The 14,843-nt window shown below is 69.8% G+C and carries 13 protein-coding genes and 1 tRNA gene; 11 read left to right on the top strand and 3 right to left on the bottom strand.

Annotation, left to right across the window (positions count from 1 at the left end; translation table 11 throughout):
• The first annotated feature begins 13 nt into the window (after positions 1-13).
• The 9 genes from ACZ7HT_RS23405 (at position 14) to ACZ7HT_RS23365 (ending at position 10,691) form a co-directional block, all read left to right on the top strand.
• On the top strand, positions 14-2,296 hold the full coding sequence (locus ACZ7HT_RS23405; RefSeq protein ID WP_471169031.1) for an FdhF/YdeP family oxidoreductase: 2,283 nt from the start codon (positions 14-16) through the stop codon (positions 2,294-2,296).
• 61 nt (positions 2,297-2,357) lie between these two features.
• Complete coding sequence (locus tag ACZ7HT_RS23400) at positions 2,358-2,852, top strand: PaaI family thioesterase (protein WP_471169028.1); 495 nt, start codon at positions 2,358-2,360, stop codon at positions 2,850-2,852.
• Between the two features lie 160 nt (positions 2,853-3,012).
• Complete coding sequence (locus ACZ7HT_RS23395; RefSeq protein WP_471169025.1) at positions 3,013-3,897, top strand: trypsin-like serine protease; 885 nt, start codon at positions 3,013-3,015, stop codon at positions 3,895-3,897.
• Entirely contained in the window at positions 3,894-4,352 is a 459-nt protein-coding gene (locus ACZ7HT_RS23390; RefSeq protein WP_471169022.1) for a hypothetical protein, read from the top strand. Before ACZ7HT_RS23395 ends, ACZ7HT_RS23390 begins: the two co-directional genes overlap by 4 nt.
• Before the next feature lie 469 nt (positions 4,353-4,821).
• Positions 4,822-6,060, top strand: coding sequence for a branched-chain amino acid ABC transporter substrate-binding protein (locus ACZ7HT_RS23385; protein ID WP_471169020.1), 1,239 nt, complete (start codon positions 4,822-4,824; stop codon positions 6,058-6,060).
• Between the two features lie 116 nt (positions 6,061-6,176).
• Complete coding sequence (locus ACZ7HT_RS23380; protein WP_116161555.1) at positions 6,177-7,109, top strand: branched-chain amino acid ABC transporter permease; 933 nt, start codon at positions 6,177-6,179, stop codon at positions 7,107-7,109.
• A gap of 5 nt (positions 7,110-7,114) precedes the next feature.
• On the top strand, positions 7,115-8,860 hold the full coding sequence (locus tag ACZ7HT_RS23375; RefSeq protein WP_471169314.1) for a branched-chain amino acid ABC transporter permease: 1,746 nt from the start codon (positions 7,115-7,117) through the stop codon (positions 8,858-8,860).
• A gap of 5 nt (positions 8,861-8,865) precedes the next feature.
• A complete protein-coding gene (locus ACZ7HT_RS23370) occupies positions 8,866-9,978 on the top strand; it encodes an ABC transporter ATP-binding protein (RefSeq protein WP_471169016.1) in 1,113 nt (370 codons plus the stop codon).
• Entirely contained in the window at positions 9,975-10,691 is a 717-nt protein-coding gene (locus ACZ7HT_RS23365; RefSeq protein WP_471169013.1) for an ABC transporter ATP-binding protein, read from the top strand. The genes ACZ7HT_RS23370 and ACZ7HT_RS23365 overlap by 4 nt, the downstream gene beginning before the upstream one ends.
• 67 nt (positions 10,692-10,758) lie before the next feature.
• Here ACZ7HT_RS23365 and ACZ7HT_RS23360 read toward each other — a convergent pair whose 3' ends face one another.
• On the bottom strand, positions 10,759-11,412 hold the full coding sequence (locus ACZ7HT_RS23360; protein ID WP_351180898.1) for an ANTAR domain-containing response regulator: 654 nt from the start codon (positions 11,410-11,412) through the stop codon (positions 10,759-10,761).
• Between the two features lie 98 nt (positions 11,413-11,510).
• Between ACZ7HT_RS23360 and ACZ7HT_RS23355 the strand changes: the two genes are divergently transcribed.
• Both ACZ7HT_RS23355 and ACZ7HT_RS23350 read left to right on the top strand, forming a co-directional pair.
• Positions 11,511-11,585, top strand: a tRNA-Leu gene (locus ACZ7HT_RS23355).
• A gap of 109 nt (positions 11,586-11,694) precedes the next feature.
• Complete coding sequence (locus tag ACZ7HT_RS23350) at positions 11,695-12,483, top strand: helix-turn-helix domain-containing protein (protein ID WP_471169010.1); 789 nt, start codon at positions 11,695-11,697, stop codon at positions 12,481-12,483.
• On the opposite strand, the gene pyk is transcribed toward ACZ7HT_RS23350, so the two are convergent.
• Together pyk and ACZ7HT_RS23340 are read right to left on the bottom strand one after the other, a co-directional pair.
• Positions 12,484-13,911, bottom strand: coding sequence for a pyruvate kinase (gene pyk, locus ACZ7HT_RS23345; RefSeq protein ID WP_471169007.1), 1,428 nt, complete (start codon positions 13,909-13,911; stop codon positions 12,484-12,486).
• 146 nt (positions 13,912-14,057) lie between these two features.
• Positions 14,058-14,732 carry an SIMPL domain-containing protein gene (locus tag ACZ7HT_RS23340; RefSeq protein ID WP_471169004.1) on the bottom strand — a complete coding sequence of 225 codons (675 nt, stop codon included), beginning with the start codon at positions 14,730-14,732 and terminating at the stop codon, positions 14,058-14,060.
• Between the last annotated feature and the right edge of the window lie 111 nt (positions 14,733-14,843).

The raw sequence follows: 14,843 nt of genomic DNA, 5'->3' as shown, positions 1-14,843 counted from the left end.
AAGGGAGAGCGCGATGGTCAGCAAGCCGCCCGCCGGTGACCCGGTCCAGGACGCACCGCAGGTCACGCCGCCGCAGCACGCCGCCGCGGGCCTGCCCGCCATCGGGCACACCCTGCGGATCGCGCAGGAGCAGATGGGTCTGCGGCGCACGGCGCGGACCCTGCTCAAGGTCAATCAGAAGGACGGCTTCGACTGTCCCGGCTGCGCCTGGCCCGAGGGCGACAAGCGGCATGTGGCGGAGTTCTGCGAGAACGGCGCGAAGGCGGTCGCCGAGGAGGCGACGCTGCGCCGGGTGACCCCGGAGTTCTTCGCCGCGCACCCGGTGGCGGACCTGGCGACCCGCAGCGGGTACTGGCTGGGCCAGCAGGGCCGGATCACGCAGCCGATGCTCCTGGACGAGGGCGGCGAGCGGTACGAGGCGGTGACCTGGGATCGGGCGTTCTCGATCATCGCGGAGGAGCTGAGGGCCCTGGCCTCCCCGGACGAGGCTCTCTTCTACACCTCGGGGCGGACGAGCAACGAGGCGGCGTTCCTGCTCCAGCTCTTCGCGCGCGAGTTCGGCACGAACAACCTGCCGGACTGCTCGAACATGTGCCACGAGTCCTCGGGCTCGGCGCTGACGGAGACGATCGGCATCGGCAAGGGCAGCGTCTCCCTGGAGGACCTGCACCGGGCGGACCTGATCATCGTCGCCGGGCAGAACCCGGGGACGAACCATCCTCGGATGCTGTCGGCCCTGGAGAAGGCGAAGGCCTCGGGCGCCCGGATCATCTCGGTGAACCCGCTGCCGGAGGCGGGCCTGGAGCGCTTCAAGAACCCGCAGACCCCCCAGGGCATGCTCAAGGGCGCCGCGCTCACCGATCTCTTCCTGCAGATCCGGATCGGCGGCGACCAGGCCCTCTTCCGCCTGCTCAACAAGCTGGTCCTGGAGACGGCGGGGGCGGTCGACGAGGACTTCGTACGCGAACACACCCACGGGTACGAGGAGTTCGCCGCGGCGGCGAAGGCGGCCGACTGGGACGAGACGCTCGCCGCGACGGGCCTCGACCGCGCCGAGATCGAGCGGGCCCTGGAGATGGTGCTCGCCTCGGAGCGGACGATCGTCTGCTGGGCGATGGGCCTCACCCAGCACAAGCACTCCGTGCCGACCATCCGCGAGGTGGTCAACTTCCTGCTGCTGCGCGGGAACATCGGCCGTCCGGGCGCGGGCGTGTGCCCGGTGCGCGGCCATTCGAACGTGCAGGGCGACCGCACGATGGGCATCTTCGAGCGCCCCGCGCCGGCCTTCCTCGACGCCCTGGACAAGGAGTTCGGGATCGTCTCGCCGCGGCACCACGGCTTCGACGTGGTGCGCTCGATCCAGGCGCTGCGCGACGGCGAGGCGAAGGTGTTCTTCGCGATGGGCGGGAACTTCGTGGGGGCGACGCCCGACACGGAGGTGACGGAGGCGGCCATGCGGAACGCGCGGCTGACCGTGCACGTCTCGACGAAGCTGAACCGCTCGCACGCGGTGACGGGCACGCGCGCGCTGATCCTGCCGACCCTCGGCCGCACCGACAAGGACGTGCAGAGGAGTGGCAAGCAGTTCGTGACGGTCGAGGACTCGATGAGCCTGGTGCACGCCTCCCGGGGCAACCTGCCGCCGGCGAGCCCGCACCTGCTGTCCGAGCCGGCGATCGTGGCGCGGACGGCCCGGGCCGTGCTCGGCGAGGGCTCGGCCACGCCCTGGGAGGAGTTCGAGGCGGACTACGCCCGGATCCGGGACCGGATCGCGCGCGTGGTGCCCGGTTTCGAGGACTTCAACGCCCGTCTCGCGGCGGACCCGGGCGGTTTCGCGCTGCCGCACGGCCCGCGTGACGAGCGCCGCTTCCCCACGAAGACCGGCAAGGCCAACTTCACGGCCGCCCCCGTCGAGTACCCGGAGGTGCCCGAGGGCCGGCTGCTGCTGCAGACGCTCCGGTCGCACGATCAGTACAACACCACGATCTACGGTCTGGACGACCGCTACCGGGGGATCAAGGGCGGCCGCCGGGTCGTCCTGGTGCACCCGGAGGACGCGGCGGCGCTCGGCTTCGCCGACGGGCAGTACGCGGACCTGGTGAGCGAGTGGGCGGACGGCACCGAGCGGCGGGCGCCCGGCTTCCGGGTGGTGCACTACCCGACGTCCCGGGGGTGCGCGGCCGCCTACTACCCGGAGACGAACGTACTGGTCCCGCTGGAGTCGACGGCGGACATCAGCAACACCCCCGCCAGCAAGTCCGTGATCGTGCGTCTGGAACAATCACAGTCCGCCTAAGCGTTTGCTCAGGCGTCCTGAACGCGACACGCAGCCGTACGAAGACGAACGGAGCCGGCCCATGGGTGAGCAGCAGCACGTGAAGTTCCCGCAGGAGGTCATCGACGAGTACGCGGCGCTGGGCGTCGACCTCCCGGCGCTCTTCTCGGCCGGGCACCTCGGGAACCGGATGGGTGTCCAGATCGTGGAGGCCTCGGCCGAGCGGGTCGTCGGCACCATGCCGGTCGAGGGCAACACCCAGCCGTACGGGCTGCTGCACGGCGGGGCGTCGGCGGTGCTCGCCGAGACGCTGGGCTCCGTCGGCTCGATGCTGCACGGCGGGGTCTCGAAGATCGCCGTCGGCGTCGACCTGAACTGCACCCACCACCGCGGGGTGCGCAGCGGCCTGGTGACCGGCGTGGCGACCCCGGTACACCGCGGGCGGTCCACCGCCACGTACGAGATCGTGATCAGCGACGAGCAGGGCAAGCGGGTGTGCTCGGCGCGGCTGACGTGCCTGCTGCGCGACATCGACGCGAAGGACGCGGGGAACCTGCCGACGGCGGGCCGGTCCTGACCGGAGCCCGCGCGGGCGATCACGGCGAAGGGGGCGGAGCGCACGGCGCTCCGCCCCCTTCGTGGGCTCCGCCCTCTTGTCGCGCAGCGGGCGCAGCCGCTTCACTGGCGACCTCCCCGCAGGAGAACACCTGATCCATTCACCCATCGAGGGGTTCTTCGTGACAGCCGTACGCACCACCACCGCGATGACCGCCGTCACCGCCGCAGCCTGCGCCGCCGTGATCGCCACCGCGATCCCGTCCTCGGCCATCAACTCGTACAACGCGGCCCCCGCCCCCGAGCGCACCGAGGTCGGCGCGCTCGTCGCGACCTGGGACGACGACGCCGACCCGGCGACGCCCGACCGGGTCGACTGGGTCTGCTCCGGCACCATGATCGACGCGGACACCTTCCTCACGGCCGCCCACTGCACGACGGACTGGCCGGCGAACGTCCGCTTCTACGTCTCGCTCGACCAGGACGTCCAGGCCGGCCTGGACCAGGCGGCCGCCGCGCACTCGGGCGACCCCGCCGCCGTTGCACGGAGCGTGGCCGTCGAGGGCACCGCCCACAGCCACCCCGCCTACCCCGGCCCGGCCTCCGACAGCCATGACATCTCGGTGATCGAACTGCCGGCGAAGGCGGTGAAGGACCGCTGGTCCTTCACCCCGGCGACACTGCCGACGGCGGGCGCGCTGGCCGCGCTCGGCCCGCGGGGGCTGAACTCCACGGCGTTCCTCGTGTCCGGATACGGCACACAGGAGGCGGAGCGCGGACCTGGCGGCCAGACCCACCCGGGCGGCGGGGTCCGCATGAAGGCGCCGGTCTCCTTCGACGCCCTCAACGACGCCTGGGTCCGGCTCGCCATGACCGCGCCCCAGGGCAACGGCGGTGCCTGCTACGGCGATTCGGGCGGCCCCAACTTCGCGACGCTGAACGGGAAGCTGACCCTCGTGGCCACCACGATCACCGGCGACACGCCCTGTTACGCCACGAACGTCACGTACCGCCTGGACACTCCCGGCGCGCGCGACTTCCTGAAGCCGTTCGTCCAACTCCCGTGACACGCCCACGTTTACGGCCGGTCGGGGCCGCCCTGGCGGCGGCCCTGGCCGGGTGCGCGCTCGCCCTGTCCGCCGGCTGCGGCCGCGCTCCGGACCCGCACCCCGCACCGTCACCCGCGCCCCGGACCAGTACGCCCGCCGACGTCTGCGCGAACCTGGTGTCGTACTGGGTGAAAGAGGCGCTCAAAGGGTCCAAGTGGGCGGGGCTCGACTGGGAGCAGAAGGGGCTCTCCAACGAGCAGTACGAGATCCACGACGCGGTGCTCGCGGCCGCCCGGGCCGAGGAGCGGCGCGCGGGACGGAAGGCCGCCGAGGCACTGGCCGACCGGGAGTCGCGACGGCGTTGCGAGGCGGCGAAGGGGGCGACGGGGAGCTCGGAGAACTGGCGTCCGCCCGACGAGTGGACCACTGCCCCGACCCCTTCCGGGACCTCCGGCGCCTCCCCCAGCGCATGATCCCGGCCGTGATCGCCGTAACACTGCGTGACATTCAAGCCATTCGGGAGCGGAATGGCCGGGTCGACACACGACCTGCTCTCCGTCCGCTGGCAAATGAGGTGGTGTCCGATATCCGGAGACCCTCACAGGTGGGCCGTCAGGACCGTGATCCCCTCAAGCCCCTTAGCGGAACTGCGGGTTCTCAGTATGTGAACACCGCACTACCGACCGTTGCGTCCGGGTTTGCACCCCGCGCGCACACCGTCTCCACCCGTCGGCATAACAAGACAGTCACATCCTGACCTGGGCGCTCCCCGCCGTTCCCCACCTGCGCCTAGAGTCACGGCCAGTCACCGCGCCGCCGGGCGCTTCCACTGCACGGCCTGCTCGACCCAGTACGGCCCGGCATCGAAAACGGCACCTCTAGCTTCACAGCTTCACGGCACCGCCTCAGCTTGAGGGGGCCGCGCCAGGGAAAGGATTCTTCGTGCGACACCGTTCACTGTTCATCCTCACCAGCGTGCTCACCACCGGAGCGCTCACCCTCACCGCCTGCGGTTCGCGCGACGACAAGGGTGGCAGCGACAACAACGCGAGCGGTGACAACGTCACCGTCGTCATCGGCGTCGACGCACCGCTGACCGGCTCCCTCTCGGCGCTCGGCCAGGGCATCAAGAACTCCGTGGACCTGGCGGTCCAGACCGCCAACAAGAACAAGGAAGTCCCCGGCGTCACCTTCAAGATCGAGGGCCTCGACGACCAGGCCGTCCCGGCCTCCGGCCAGGCCAACGCCACCAAGCTCGTCGGCAACAAGGACGTCCTCGGCGTCGTCGGCCCGCTGAACTCCGGCGTCTCCCAGCAGATGCAGGGCGTCTTCGCCTCCGCCAACCTGGCCCAGGTCTCCCCGGCCAACACCAACCCGGCGCTCAGCCAGGGCGACAACTGGGGCAAGGGCGAGTTCAAGCGCCCCTTCAAGACCTACTTCCGCACCGCCGCCACCGACGTGGTCCAGGGCAAGTTCGCCGCCCAGTACCTCTTCAAGGACGCCGGCAAGAAGAAGGTCTTCGTCGTCGACGACAAGCAGACCTACGGCGCCGGCCTCGCGGCGATCTTCTCCGACGAGTTCAAGCGCCTCGGCGGCACCGTCGTCGGCACCGACCACGTCACCGTGAAGGAGACCGACTTCTCCTCCACCGCCGACAAGGTCAAGTCCTCCGGCGCCGACTCCGTCTACTTCGGCGGCCAGTACCCCGAGGGCGGTCTGCTCTCCGACCAGATCAAGAAGACCGGCGCCAAGATCCCCGTCATGGGCGGCGACGGCATCTACGACCCGGCCTTCATCAGCGCCTCCGCCGAGGCCAACGACGGTGACCTGGCCACCTCGATCGGCTACCCGGTCGAGAAGCTCGACACCGCCAAGAAGTTCATCGCGGACTACAACGCGGGCGGCTACAAGGACCCGTACGCGGCCTACGGCGGCTACTCCTACGACGCCGGCTGGTCCATCATCCAGGCCGTCAAGGCCGTCGTCGCCGCCAACAACGGCAAGCTGCCGGCCGACGCCCGCGCCAAGGTCACCGAGGCCCTGGGCAAGGTCTCCTTCGACGGTGTGACCGGCAAGGTCTCCTTCGACGAGTACGGCGACACCACCAACAAGCAGCTCACGGTCTACAAGGTCGAGGGCGGCAAGTGGGTCGACGTCAAGAGCGACACCTTCAACCAGTAATCCCCCGCACCACCGGCACCCGTGAGGGAGCCCGCTCCACCTGAACCAAGCCGCGCGAGGGCGCAAACAGCGCCCTCGCGCGGAGTCATATCCGACAAGCTCATCGGAGGCCTGCGGTGCACGAACTGCCGCAACAGCTGGCCAACGGCCTGGCCCTCGGTGCCCTCTATGGCCTCATCGCCATCGGGTACACCATGGTCTACGGCATCGTTCAGCTCATCAACTTCGCCCACGGCGAGATCTTCATGATCGGGGGCTTCGGCGCCCTCACCACCTACACCGCTCTCCCGAGCGGCACCTCCCTGCTGGTGGCGATACCGCTCATGATCGTCGGTGGCGCGATAGCCTCCGTGGCGGTCGCGACCGCCGCCGAGCGGTTCGCCTACCGTCCACTGCGCAACGCGCCCCGACTGGCCCCGCTCATCACGGCGATCGGTCTGTCCATCGCGCTCCAGCAGCTGGTCTGGCAGTTCTACCCGGACGCCAAGAAGGCCGTGAGCTTCCCGGAGATCCCGGGCGAGGCGTTCGAGATCACCTCGAACCTCTCGATCCAGCGCTCCGACGCCTTCGTGCTCATCCTCGCGCCTCTGTGCATGCTCGCCCTCGGCCTCTTCGTCTCCAAGAGCCGCAGCGGCCGCGCCATGCAGGCCACCGCGCAGGACCCGGACACCGCGAAGCTGATGGGCATCAACACCGACCGCATCATCGTCATGGCCTTCGCCATCGGTGCCGCGTTCGCCGCCGTGGCCGCCGTCGCCTACGGCGTCGACAAGGGCCAGATCAACTTCGAGATGGGCTTCATCCTCGGCCTCAAGGCCTTCACCGCGGCCGTCCTCGGCGGCATCGGCAACATCTACGGCGCCATGGTCGGCGGCGTCGTCCTCGGCATCGCCGAGTCCCTCTCGATCGCCTACATCGAGGACATCCCCGGCATGCAGCAGCTCGGCGGCGGTGCCTGGTCCAACGTGTGGGCCTTCGTCCTCCTCATCCTCGTGCTCCTCGTACGGCCGCAGGGCCTGCTGGGCGAGCGCGTCGCGGACAGGGCGTGAGCACCATGACCGACACCACCCTCGACCAGACCGTCTCCAAGGCCCCGGCCACCCCCGCGACCCTGCTCTGGACGGTCGTCGCCGGCAGCGTCGCCACCGTCGTGAGCACCTTCCTCGCCTGGACGTGGACCACCGCGTTCCCCGGCAACCTCACGATCTACGGCAACCCCGCCCCGCTCCAGGTGCTCACGCTGATCGGCGCGATCCTCACCGGACTGCACGCGCTGTCCGCACTCGGCGTGAAGGGCCTCGGCTGGCTGACGCCGACCGGCGCCCGCAAGGCCGTGTGGATCCTCGCCCTCGGCACCTTCGCCACCACCCTCTTCACCGCGATCTCGATCATCGTGGAGCTGGGCGCCCTGGTGGACCTGGAGCCCGGCGCCGGCATCGCCGTCCTCGCCGCTGCCGCCCCGGCCGTCGCCGCGTACCTGCTGCCCGACGACACCCGCAAGGCCGCCCCGGCCAAGCAGCTGCCGTCCTGGGCCGAGATCCTGATCATCGTCGCGGTCTTCGCCCTCGGCCTGTACGTCGTCACCTTCGGCATCGACACCGACGACTCCGAGCCGCAGCTCTTCATCGCGTACCTGATCCTCGTCGCCTTCTCCGCCACCGCGCTGGTCAAGTCCGGGCTGACCCGGCGGCTCTCCGCGATCACCGCGCGGAACCGGCAGGTGACGGTCACGGCCGCCATCGTCATGGCGATCGCCTTCCCGTTCATCCAGCAGAGCGGCGACACGTACACGCTGATCGCGGTCAACATCCTGATCTTCGCGACCGTCGCCCTCGGCCTGAACATCGTCGTCGGCCTCGCCGGTCTCCTCGACCTCGGTTACGTCGCCTTCCTCGGCGTCGGCGCGTACACCGCGGCCCTCGTCTCCGGCGCCACCAGCTCCGCGTTCGGCGTCCAGTTCCCCTTCTGGGCGGCGGCGCTGACCGGCATGGCGGCCTCGCTGGTCTTCGGCGTCGTCATCGGCGCGCCGACCCTGCGCCTGCGCGGCGACTACCTCGCCATCGTGACCCTCGGCTTCGGTGAGATCTTCCGCATCGCCATGGGCAACCTCGACGGCACCTCGGGCCCGCAGATCACCAACGGCCCGAACGGCATCCCGAACATCCCGCAGCTGGAGTTCTTCGGGTACAACTTCGGCGAGTCGCACACCGTGTTCGGCATCGTGCTCGGCGCCTACGCCAACTACTACCTGCTCATGATCCTCATCATGGCGCTGGTCGTGGTCGTCTTCTCCCGCGCCGGCAACAGCCGCATCGGCCGCGCCTGGGTCGCCATCCGCGAGGACGAGACCGCCGCCACCGCGATGGGCATCAACGGCTTCCGGGTCAAGCTGGTCGCCTTCGCCCTCGGCGCTTCCCTGGCCGGCCTCGCGGGCACGGTGCAGGCGCACGTCAACACCACGGTGGTCCCGGAGAACTACGTCTTCGCCGGTCCCGTCCCGCCGAACTCCGCGTTCCTCCTCGCGGCCGTCATCCTCGGCGGCATGGGCACGATCACCGGCCCGATCGTCGGCTCCGCCCTCCTCTTCCTGATCCCGGCCAAGCTGTCGTTCCTCCAGGACTACCAGCTGCTCGGGTTCGGCATCGCCCTGATCCTGCTCATGCGCTTCCGCCCCGAGGGCCTCATCGCCAACAAGCGGGCGCGGCTGGAATTCCACGAGAACGACGACGACCAGCAAGTCGTGCCGGAGCAGCGGCAGTCCGAGGACGCGGGCGTCGGCACGGCGAAGGCAGGGGCGTGAAAGCCATGACGACCACCACCACCGACACCGTCACCGGCACGACGACGGCCTCCCCGGTCCTGGAGGCGAGCGGCGTCACGATGCGCTTCGGCGGTCTGACCGCCGTGCGCGGGGTCGACCTGACGGTCCGCGAGGGCGAGATCGTCGGCCTGATCGGCCCCAACGGCGCCGGCAAGACCACGTTCTTCAACTGCCTGACCGGTCTGTACGTCCCGACCGAGGGCCAGGTCAGCTACAAGGGCACGGTCCTGCCGCCGAAGCCGCACCTGGTGACCCAGGCCGGCATCGCGCGTACCTTCCAGAACATCCGTCTCTTCTCCAACATGACGGTCCTGGAGAACGTCCTCGTCGGACGGCACACCCGGACCAAGGAGGGCCTGTGGTCCGCGCTCCTGCGCGGCCCCGGCTTCAAGAAGGCGGAGGCCGCCTCCCGCGACCGAGCCATGGAACTCCTGGAGTTCGTGGGCCTCGCGAACAAGGCGGAGCACCTGGCGCGCAACCTGCCGTACGGCGAGCAGCGCAAGCTGGAGATCGCCCGCGCGCTCGCCAGCGACCCCGGTCTGCTGCTGCTCGACGAGCCGACGGCCGGCATGAACCAGGCCGAGACCCGCACCACCGAGGAGCTGGTCTTCGCGATCCGCGACCTCGGCATCGCGGTCCTGGTCATCGAGCACGACATGAAGTTCATCTTCAAGCTGTGCGACCGGGTGGCCGTCCTCGTCCAGGGCGAGAAGCTCGTCGAGGGCACGGCCGAGGTCGTCCAGGGCGACGAGCGCGTCGTGGCCGCGTACCTGGGCACGCCGTACGAGGACGCGCCCGGCGCGGAGGAGGCTGCCGAGGTCGAGGCCGCGGAGCAGGCTGCCGTGGCCGAGAACGCCGAGGCCGCGGAAGAGTCCGCCAACGAGGCCGACGAGGCGCCTACCGACGCGGCTCCCGAGGCCGAGGCCGAGGAGGCGGAAGAGACCGCCGACGAGGCGCCCCAGGCCGAGGTCGACGAGGCCCCCGCCGACGACGCTTCCGAGGCCCCGGCCGACGAGGCCCCGGAGGCCGACGACACCCCCGCCGACGGGGCTCCGGCCGCCGACGCGGACAGCACCACCGAAGGAGACTCCAAGTGACCGCACTTCTGGAGGTCGAGGACCTCAGGGTCGCCTACGGCAAGATCGAGGCCGTCAAGGGCATCTCCTTCTCCGTCGAGGCGGGCCAGGTCGTCGCCCTGATCGGCACCAACGGCGCCGGCAAGACCACGACCCTGCGGACCCTCTCGGGCCTGCTCAAGCCCACCGCGGGCAAGATCACCTTCGACGGCCAGGTGCTCGACGGCATCCCGGCCCACAAGGTGGTGTCGCTGGGCCTCGCGCACTCCCCCGAGGGCCGGCACATCTTCCCCCGGCTCACCATCGAGGAGAACCTCCGCCTCGGCGCCTTCCTCCGCAAGGACAAGGACGGGATCGAACGGGACATCCAGAAGTCCTACGACCTCTTCCCGATCCTGGGCGAGCGCCGCAAGCAGGCCGCGGGCACCCTCTCCGGCGGTGAGCAGCAAATGCTGGCGATGGGCCGCGCCCTGATGTCCCAGCCGAAGCTGCTGATGCTGGACGAGCCTTCGATGGGTCTCTCCCCGATCATGATGCAGAAGATCATGGAGACCATCGCGGCGCTGAAGTCCGAGGGCATGACGATCCTGCTCATCGAGCAGAACGCGCAGGCCGCGCTGTCCCTCGCGGACTACGGGTACGTGCTCGAGGTCGGCACGATCAAGCTGTCCGGCACCGGACAGGACCTGCTCGTGAACGACGACGTGCGCAAGACGTACCTCGGCGAGGACTGAGCACCCAGAACGGAAGGCCCGCCCCACAGCGACGTGGGGCGGGCCTTCTTTCGTATAAAAGCGGGGGCTACTGCCCCTTCGCCGCCTTCTTCTCCTCGGCGTCCTCGATGACGGCCTCGGCGACCTGCTGCATCGACATGCGGCGGTCCATCGAGGTCTTCTGGATCCAGCGGAACGCGGCCGGCTCCGTCAGGCCGTACTGGGTCTGCAGGATCGACTTGGCGCGGTCGACGAGCTTGCGGGTCTCCAGGCGCTGGGAGAGGTCGGCGACCTCCTTCTCCAGGGCGCGGAGCTCGGCGAAGCGGGAGACGGCCATCTCGATGGCCGGCACGACGTCGCTCTTGCTGAAGGGCTTCACCAGGTACGCCATGGCGCCGGCGTCCCGGGCCCGCTCGACGAGCTCGCGCTGTGAGAAGGCGGTGAGCATGAGGACCGGGGCGATGGACTCGCCGGCGATCTTCTCGGCGGCGGAGATGCCGTCGAGGACGGGCATCTTCACGTCGAGGATGACGAGGTCGGGGCGGTGCTCGCGGGCGAGCTCGACGGCCGTCTGGCCGTCCCCGGCCTCGCCGACGACCGTGTAGCCCTCTTCTTCCAGCATCTCTTTGAGGTCGAGGCGGATGAGGGCCTCGTCCTCGGCGATGACGACGCGGGTCGTCAGCGGCGGAACGTGCGACGGCTCGGCGTCGTCGGCGGGCTGGGGCGACTCGGGGGCGGTCACGCGGGCTCCTCGTTGCGGGGCAAGTACTGCTCCCCTGAGCCTACCTAGCTCCTGTAAGGTGGTGCTCCGCAGGGGCTGTAGCGCCCTCGCTTTCTAAGGCCCCAGTACTCCAACTGGTCAGAGAGGCCGCTCTCAAACAGCGGACAGTGTGGGTTCGAATCCCACCTGGGGCACTTTTCCTTTGATTCCAAGGTGATCGATCAATGGGTGGCTGTCACCCACATGCGTGAAGCCTGATCATCTGCGCCATGCGGCCAGTACGAGCCCGTCACGATCGATCGTATGCACTTCCATGGAACTGAGGTACGGGAGCGGGCGCTCACGCTCCTGCGCGGCGGCGCGAAGAACGCTGACGTCGCCCGCAAGCTCAATGTCCCCGTCGGCACGATCAGCTACTGGAAGCACGAGGATCGCGCGAAGCGCGGAGAGTGCCCAGGCAGGCCTGGCCCCAAGTGTCCCCGCTGCGACGGCCGGGAATTGGATGCGGCAGCGTACGCGTACCTCCTGGGCCTCTATCTCGGCGACGGGCACATCAGCGACTACTGGGCCCACCGGGCACCGAGCCTCATGATCGCACTCGATGACGCCTGGCCAGGGGTACAGGACGAGGCCGAGACGGCCATGCGCCGGGTGTTCCCGGACAACGCCACATGCCGCGTGCGCAGGAAGGGCTGCCACAACGTCAAGGTGTACTCGCTGCATTTGGCATGCCTCTTCCCCCAACACGGCCCCGGCAAGAAGCACGAGCGACGCATCGCGCTCGAAGCTTGGCAGCAGAAGATCATCGATGCGCACCCCTGGGGGTTCATCCGCGGCCTCATCCAGTCCGACGGGTGCCGGATCACCAACTGGACCACACGCCTCGTCGGAGGAGAGCGCAAGCGGTACGAGTACCCCCGGTACTTCTTCACCAACAAGTCGGACGACATCCGGAAGCTGTGCGGTGACGCCTTCACCAGGGTCGGTGTCGAGTGGACGACCACCGCCCGAGGCACCGACCCGTACAACATCTCCGTCGCCCGCAAAGCCTCCGTCGCGCTGATGGACCTGCACGTGGGGCCCAAGCACTGACTAGTTCAGCGGGTCTCCGATGTGGTGCACCCGGACCAGGTTCGTGGAGCCCGCGACGCCCGGTGGGGAGCCGGCCGTGATGACCACGATGTCGCCGGGGCGGCAGCGGCCGATGCGCAGGAGCTCCTCGTCGACCTGGGCCACCATCGCGTCCGTGGAGTCCACGGACGGGCCGAGGAAGGTCTCGACGCCCCAGGTGAGGTTGAGCTGGGAGCGGGTGGCCGGGTCCGGGGTGAAGGCCAGGAGGGGGATCGGGGAGCGGTAGCGGGACAGGCGCTTGACGGTGTCGCCGGACTGGGTGAAGGCCACGAGGAACTTGGCGCCCAGGAAGTCGCCCATCTCGGCGGCCGCGCGGGCCACGGCGCCGCCCTGGGTGCGGGGCTTGTTCCGCTCGGTCAGCGGGGGCAGCCCCTTGGCGAGGACGTCCTCCTCCGCGGCCTCGACGATCCGGCTCATGGTGCGGACCGTCTCGATCGGGTGGCGGCCGACGCTGGTCTCGCCGGAGAGCATCACGGCGTCGGTGCCGTCGATGACCGCGTTCGCCACGTCGCTCGCCTCGGCGCGCGTGGGGCGGGAGTTGTCGATCATCGAGTCGAGCATCTGGGTGGCGACGATGACCGGCTTGGCGTTCCGCTTGGCCAGCTTCACCGCGCGCTTCTGGACGATCGGCACCTGCTCCAGGGGCATCTCGACGCCCAGGTCGCCGCGGGCGACCATGATGCCGTCGAAGGCGGCGACGATCTCGTCGATGTTCTCGACGGCCTGCGGCTTCTCGATCTTGGCGATGACGGGGAGCCGGCGGCCCTCCTCGTCCATGATCCGGTGCACGTCGTCGATGTCGCGGGCGCTGCGGACGAAGGAGAGGGCGATGACGTCGGCGCCGGTGCGCAGCGCCCAGCGCAGGTCCTCGATGTCCTTCTCGGAGAGGGCCGGGACGGAGACGGCGACGCCGGGCAGGTTGAGGCCCTTGTGGTCGGAGACCATGCCGCCCTCGATCACCCGGGTGTGCACGCGGGGGCCGTCGACGGAGGTGACCTCCAGGGTGACGCGGCCGTCGTCGACGAGGATCCGCTCGCCGGCGGTCACGTCCCCGGCGAGGCCGGAGTAGGTCGTGCCGCAGCGGTGGCGGTCACCCTCCACCGGCTCGACGGTGATGGTGAACTCGTCGCCGCGTTCAAGGAGTACGGGACCCTCACGGAAGCGGCCGAGGCGGATCTTCGGGCCTTGAAGGTCGGCGAGGACACCGACGCTCCGGCCGGTCTCGTCGGCGGCCTCGCGCACGTGCTGGTAGCGCTTCTCGTGTTCGGCGTAGCTGCCGTGGCTGAGGTTGAAGCGGGCCACGTCCATTCCGGCCTCGATCAACGCCTTGATCTGGTCGTATGTTTCGGTGGCGGGCCCAAGGGTACAAACGATTTTCGCTCGGCGCATGAGGCGAGCCTAGGGCTTACCAGTGGGTAGCGAAGGCGCCCACCATGACAAGCCAACAACCTTTCCGTGAAAGGTTGTTGACAAGTCTTGAATCTGTGCGGCGGGTTGCTCCGATGAGCGGGTTACGGACCGAAAAGCCGTTCGTCTCAGAGTGCGGGCGGCGCCATCGTGAACCGTGCCGCGACCTCCGCCGTGACCGTCTGCCGCTGGGGTTCCAGGTCCAGCGGAGCGGGTGCCTCCACCGACTCCGCGGCGAAGGCCATGCGCATCCCGCCGGCCGGAGCCGGCATGCCGGGGGCGATTCCGGTGTCGGAGAGTTCGAGCAGCGCCACCAGGGAGGTGCCGAGCGCCTCCGCGTACTCGCGCGCCCGGCGCACCGCGTCCCGTACGGCCTGCCGGCGCGCCTCCGCGTGCGCCGGGGAGTCCGGGCGCAGCGACCACCAGGGGCCGTCCACCCGGGTCCACTCCAGGTCCGCGAGGTGCGTGACGAGTTCGCCGAGCGCGGTGAAGTCGGTCAGTTCGGCCGACAGGTGCACCCAGCCCTGGTAGCCGCGCACCCGCTCGCCGCGGCCGTGCCGGGCCGGCTCCGGGGTGACGGACAGGGCGCCCGTCTCCAGGGCGGCGACGGCCTCCCCGTACGACTTCACGAGGGCGATCGCCTCGGCGTTACGGCTCGTCAGGGCGGCGAGCACCGCGGCCCGGTCGGTGCCCCTGGCGCGTACCGAAACGCCGATCCGGGCCAGTTCCGGCTCCACCTCCAGGCGGCCCTCGCCGCGGACCGTCACCTGGGGTGCCTCGGGGGTGGGGTGGGGGTGTGTCATACCGAACACTTTCCCACTCCGTAACCCGAAAGGTCTGTTGCGACGGTGCGTTCCAGGCCAGAATCTACGCGCGTTGTGCGCCATGGCAGGCGCCGAGTCAATGGGGAGAAC

Source organism: Streptomyces sp. NPDC037410 (assembly GCF_055602235.1).
Note: the sequence above shows the minus strand (reverse complement) of the source record. Positions and strands in the feature narration are given on the sequence as shown.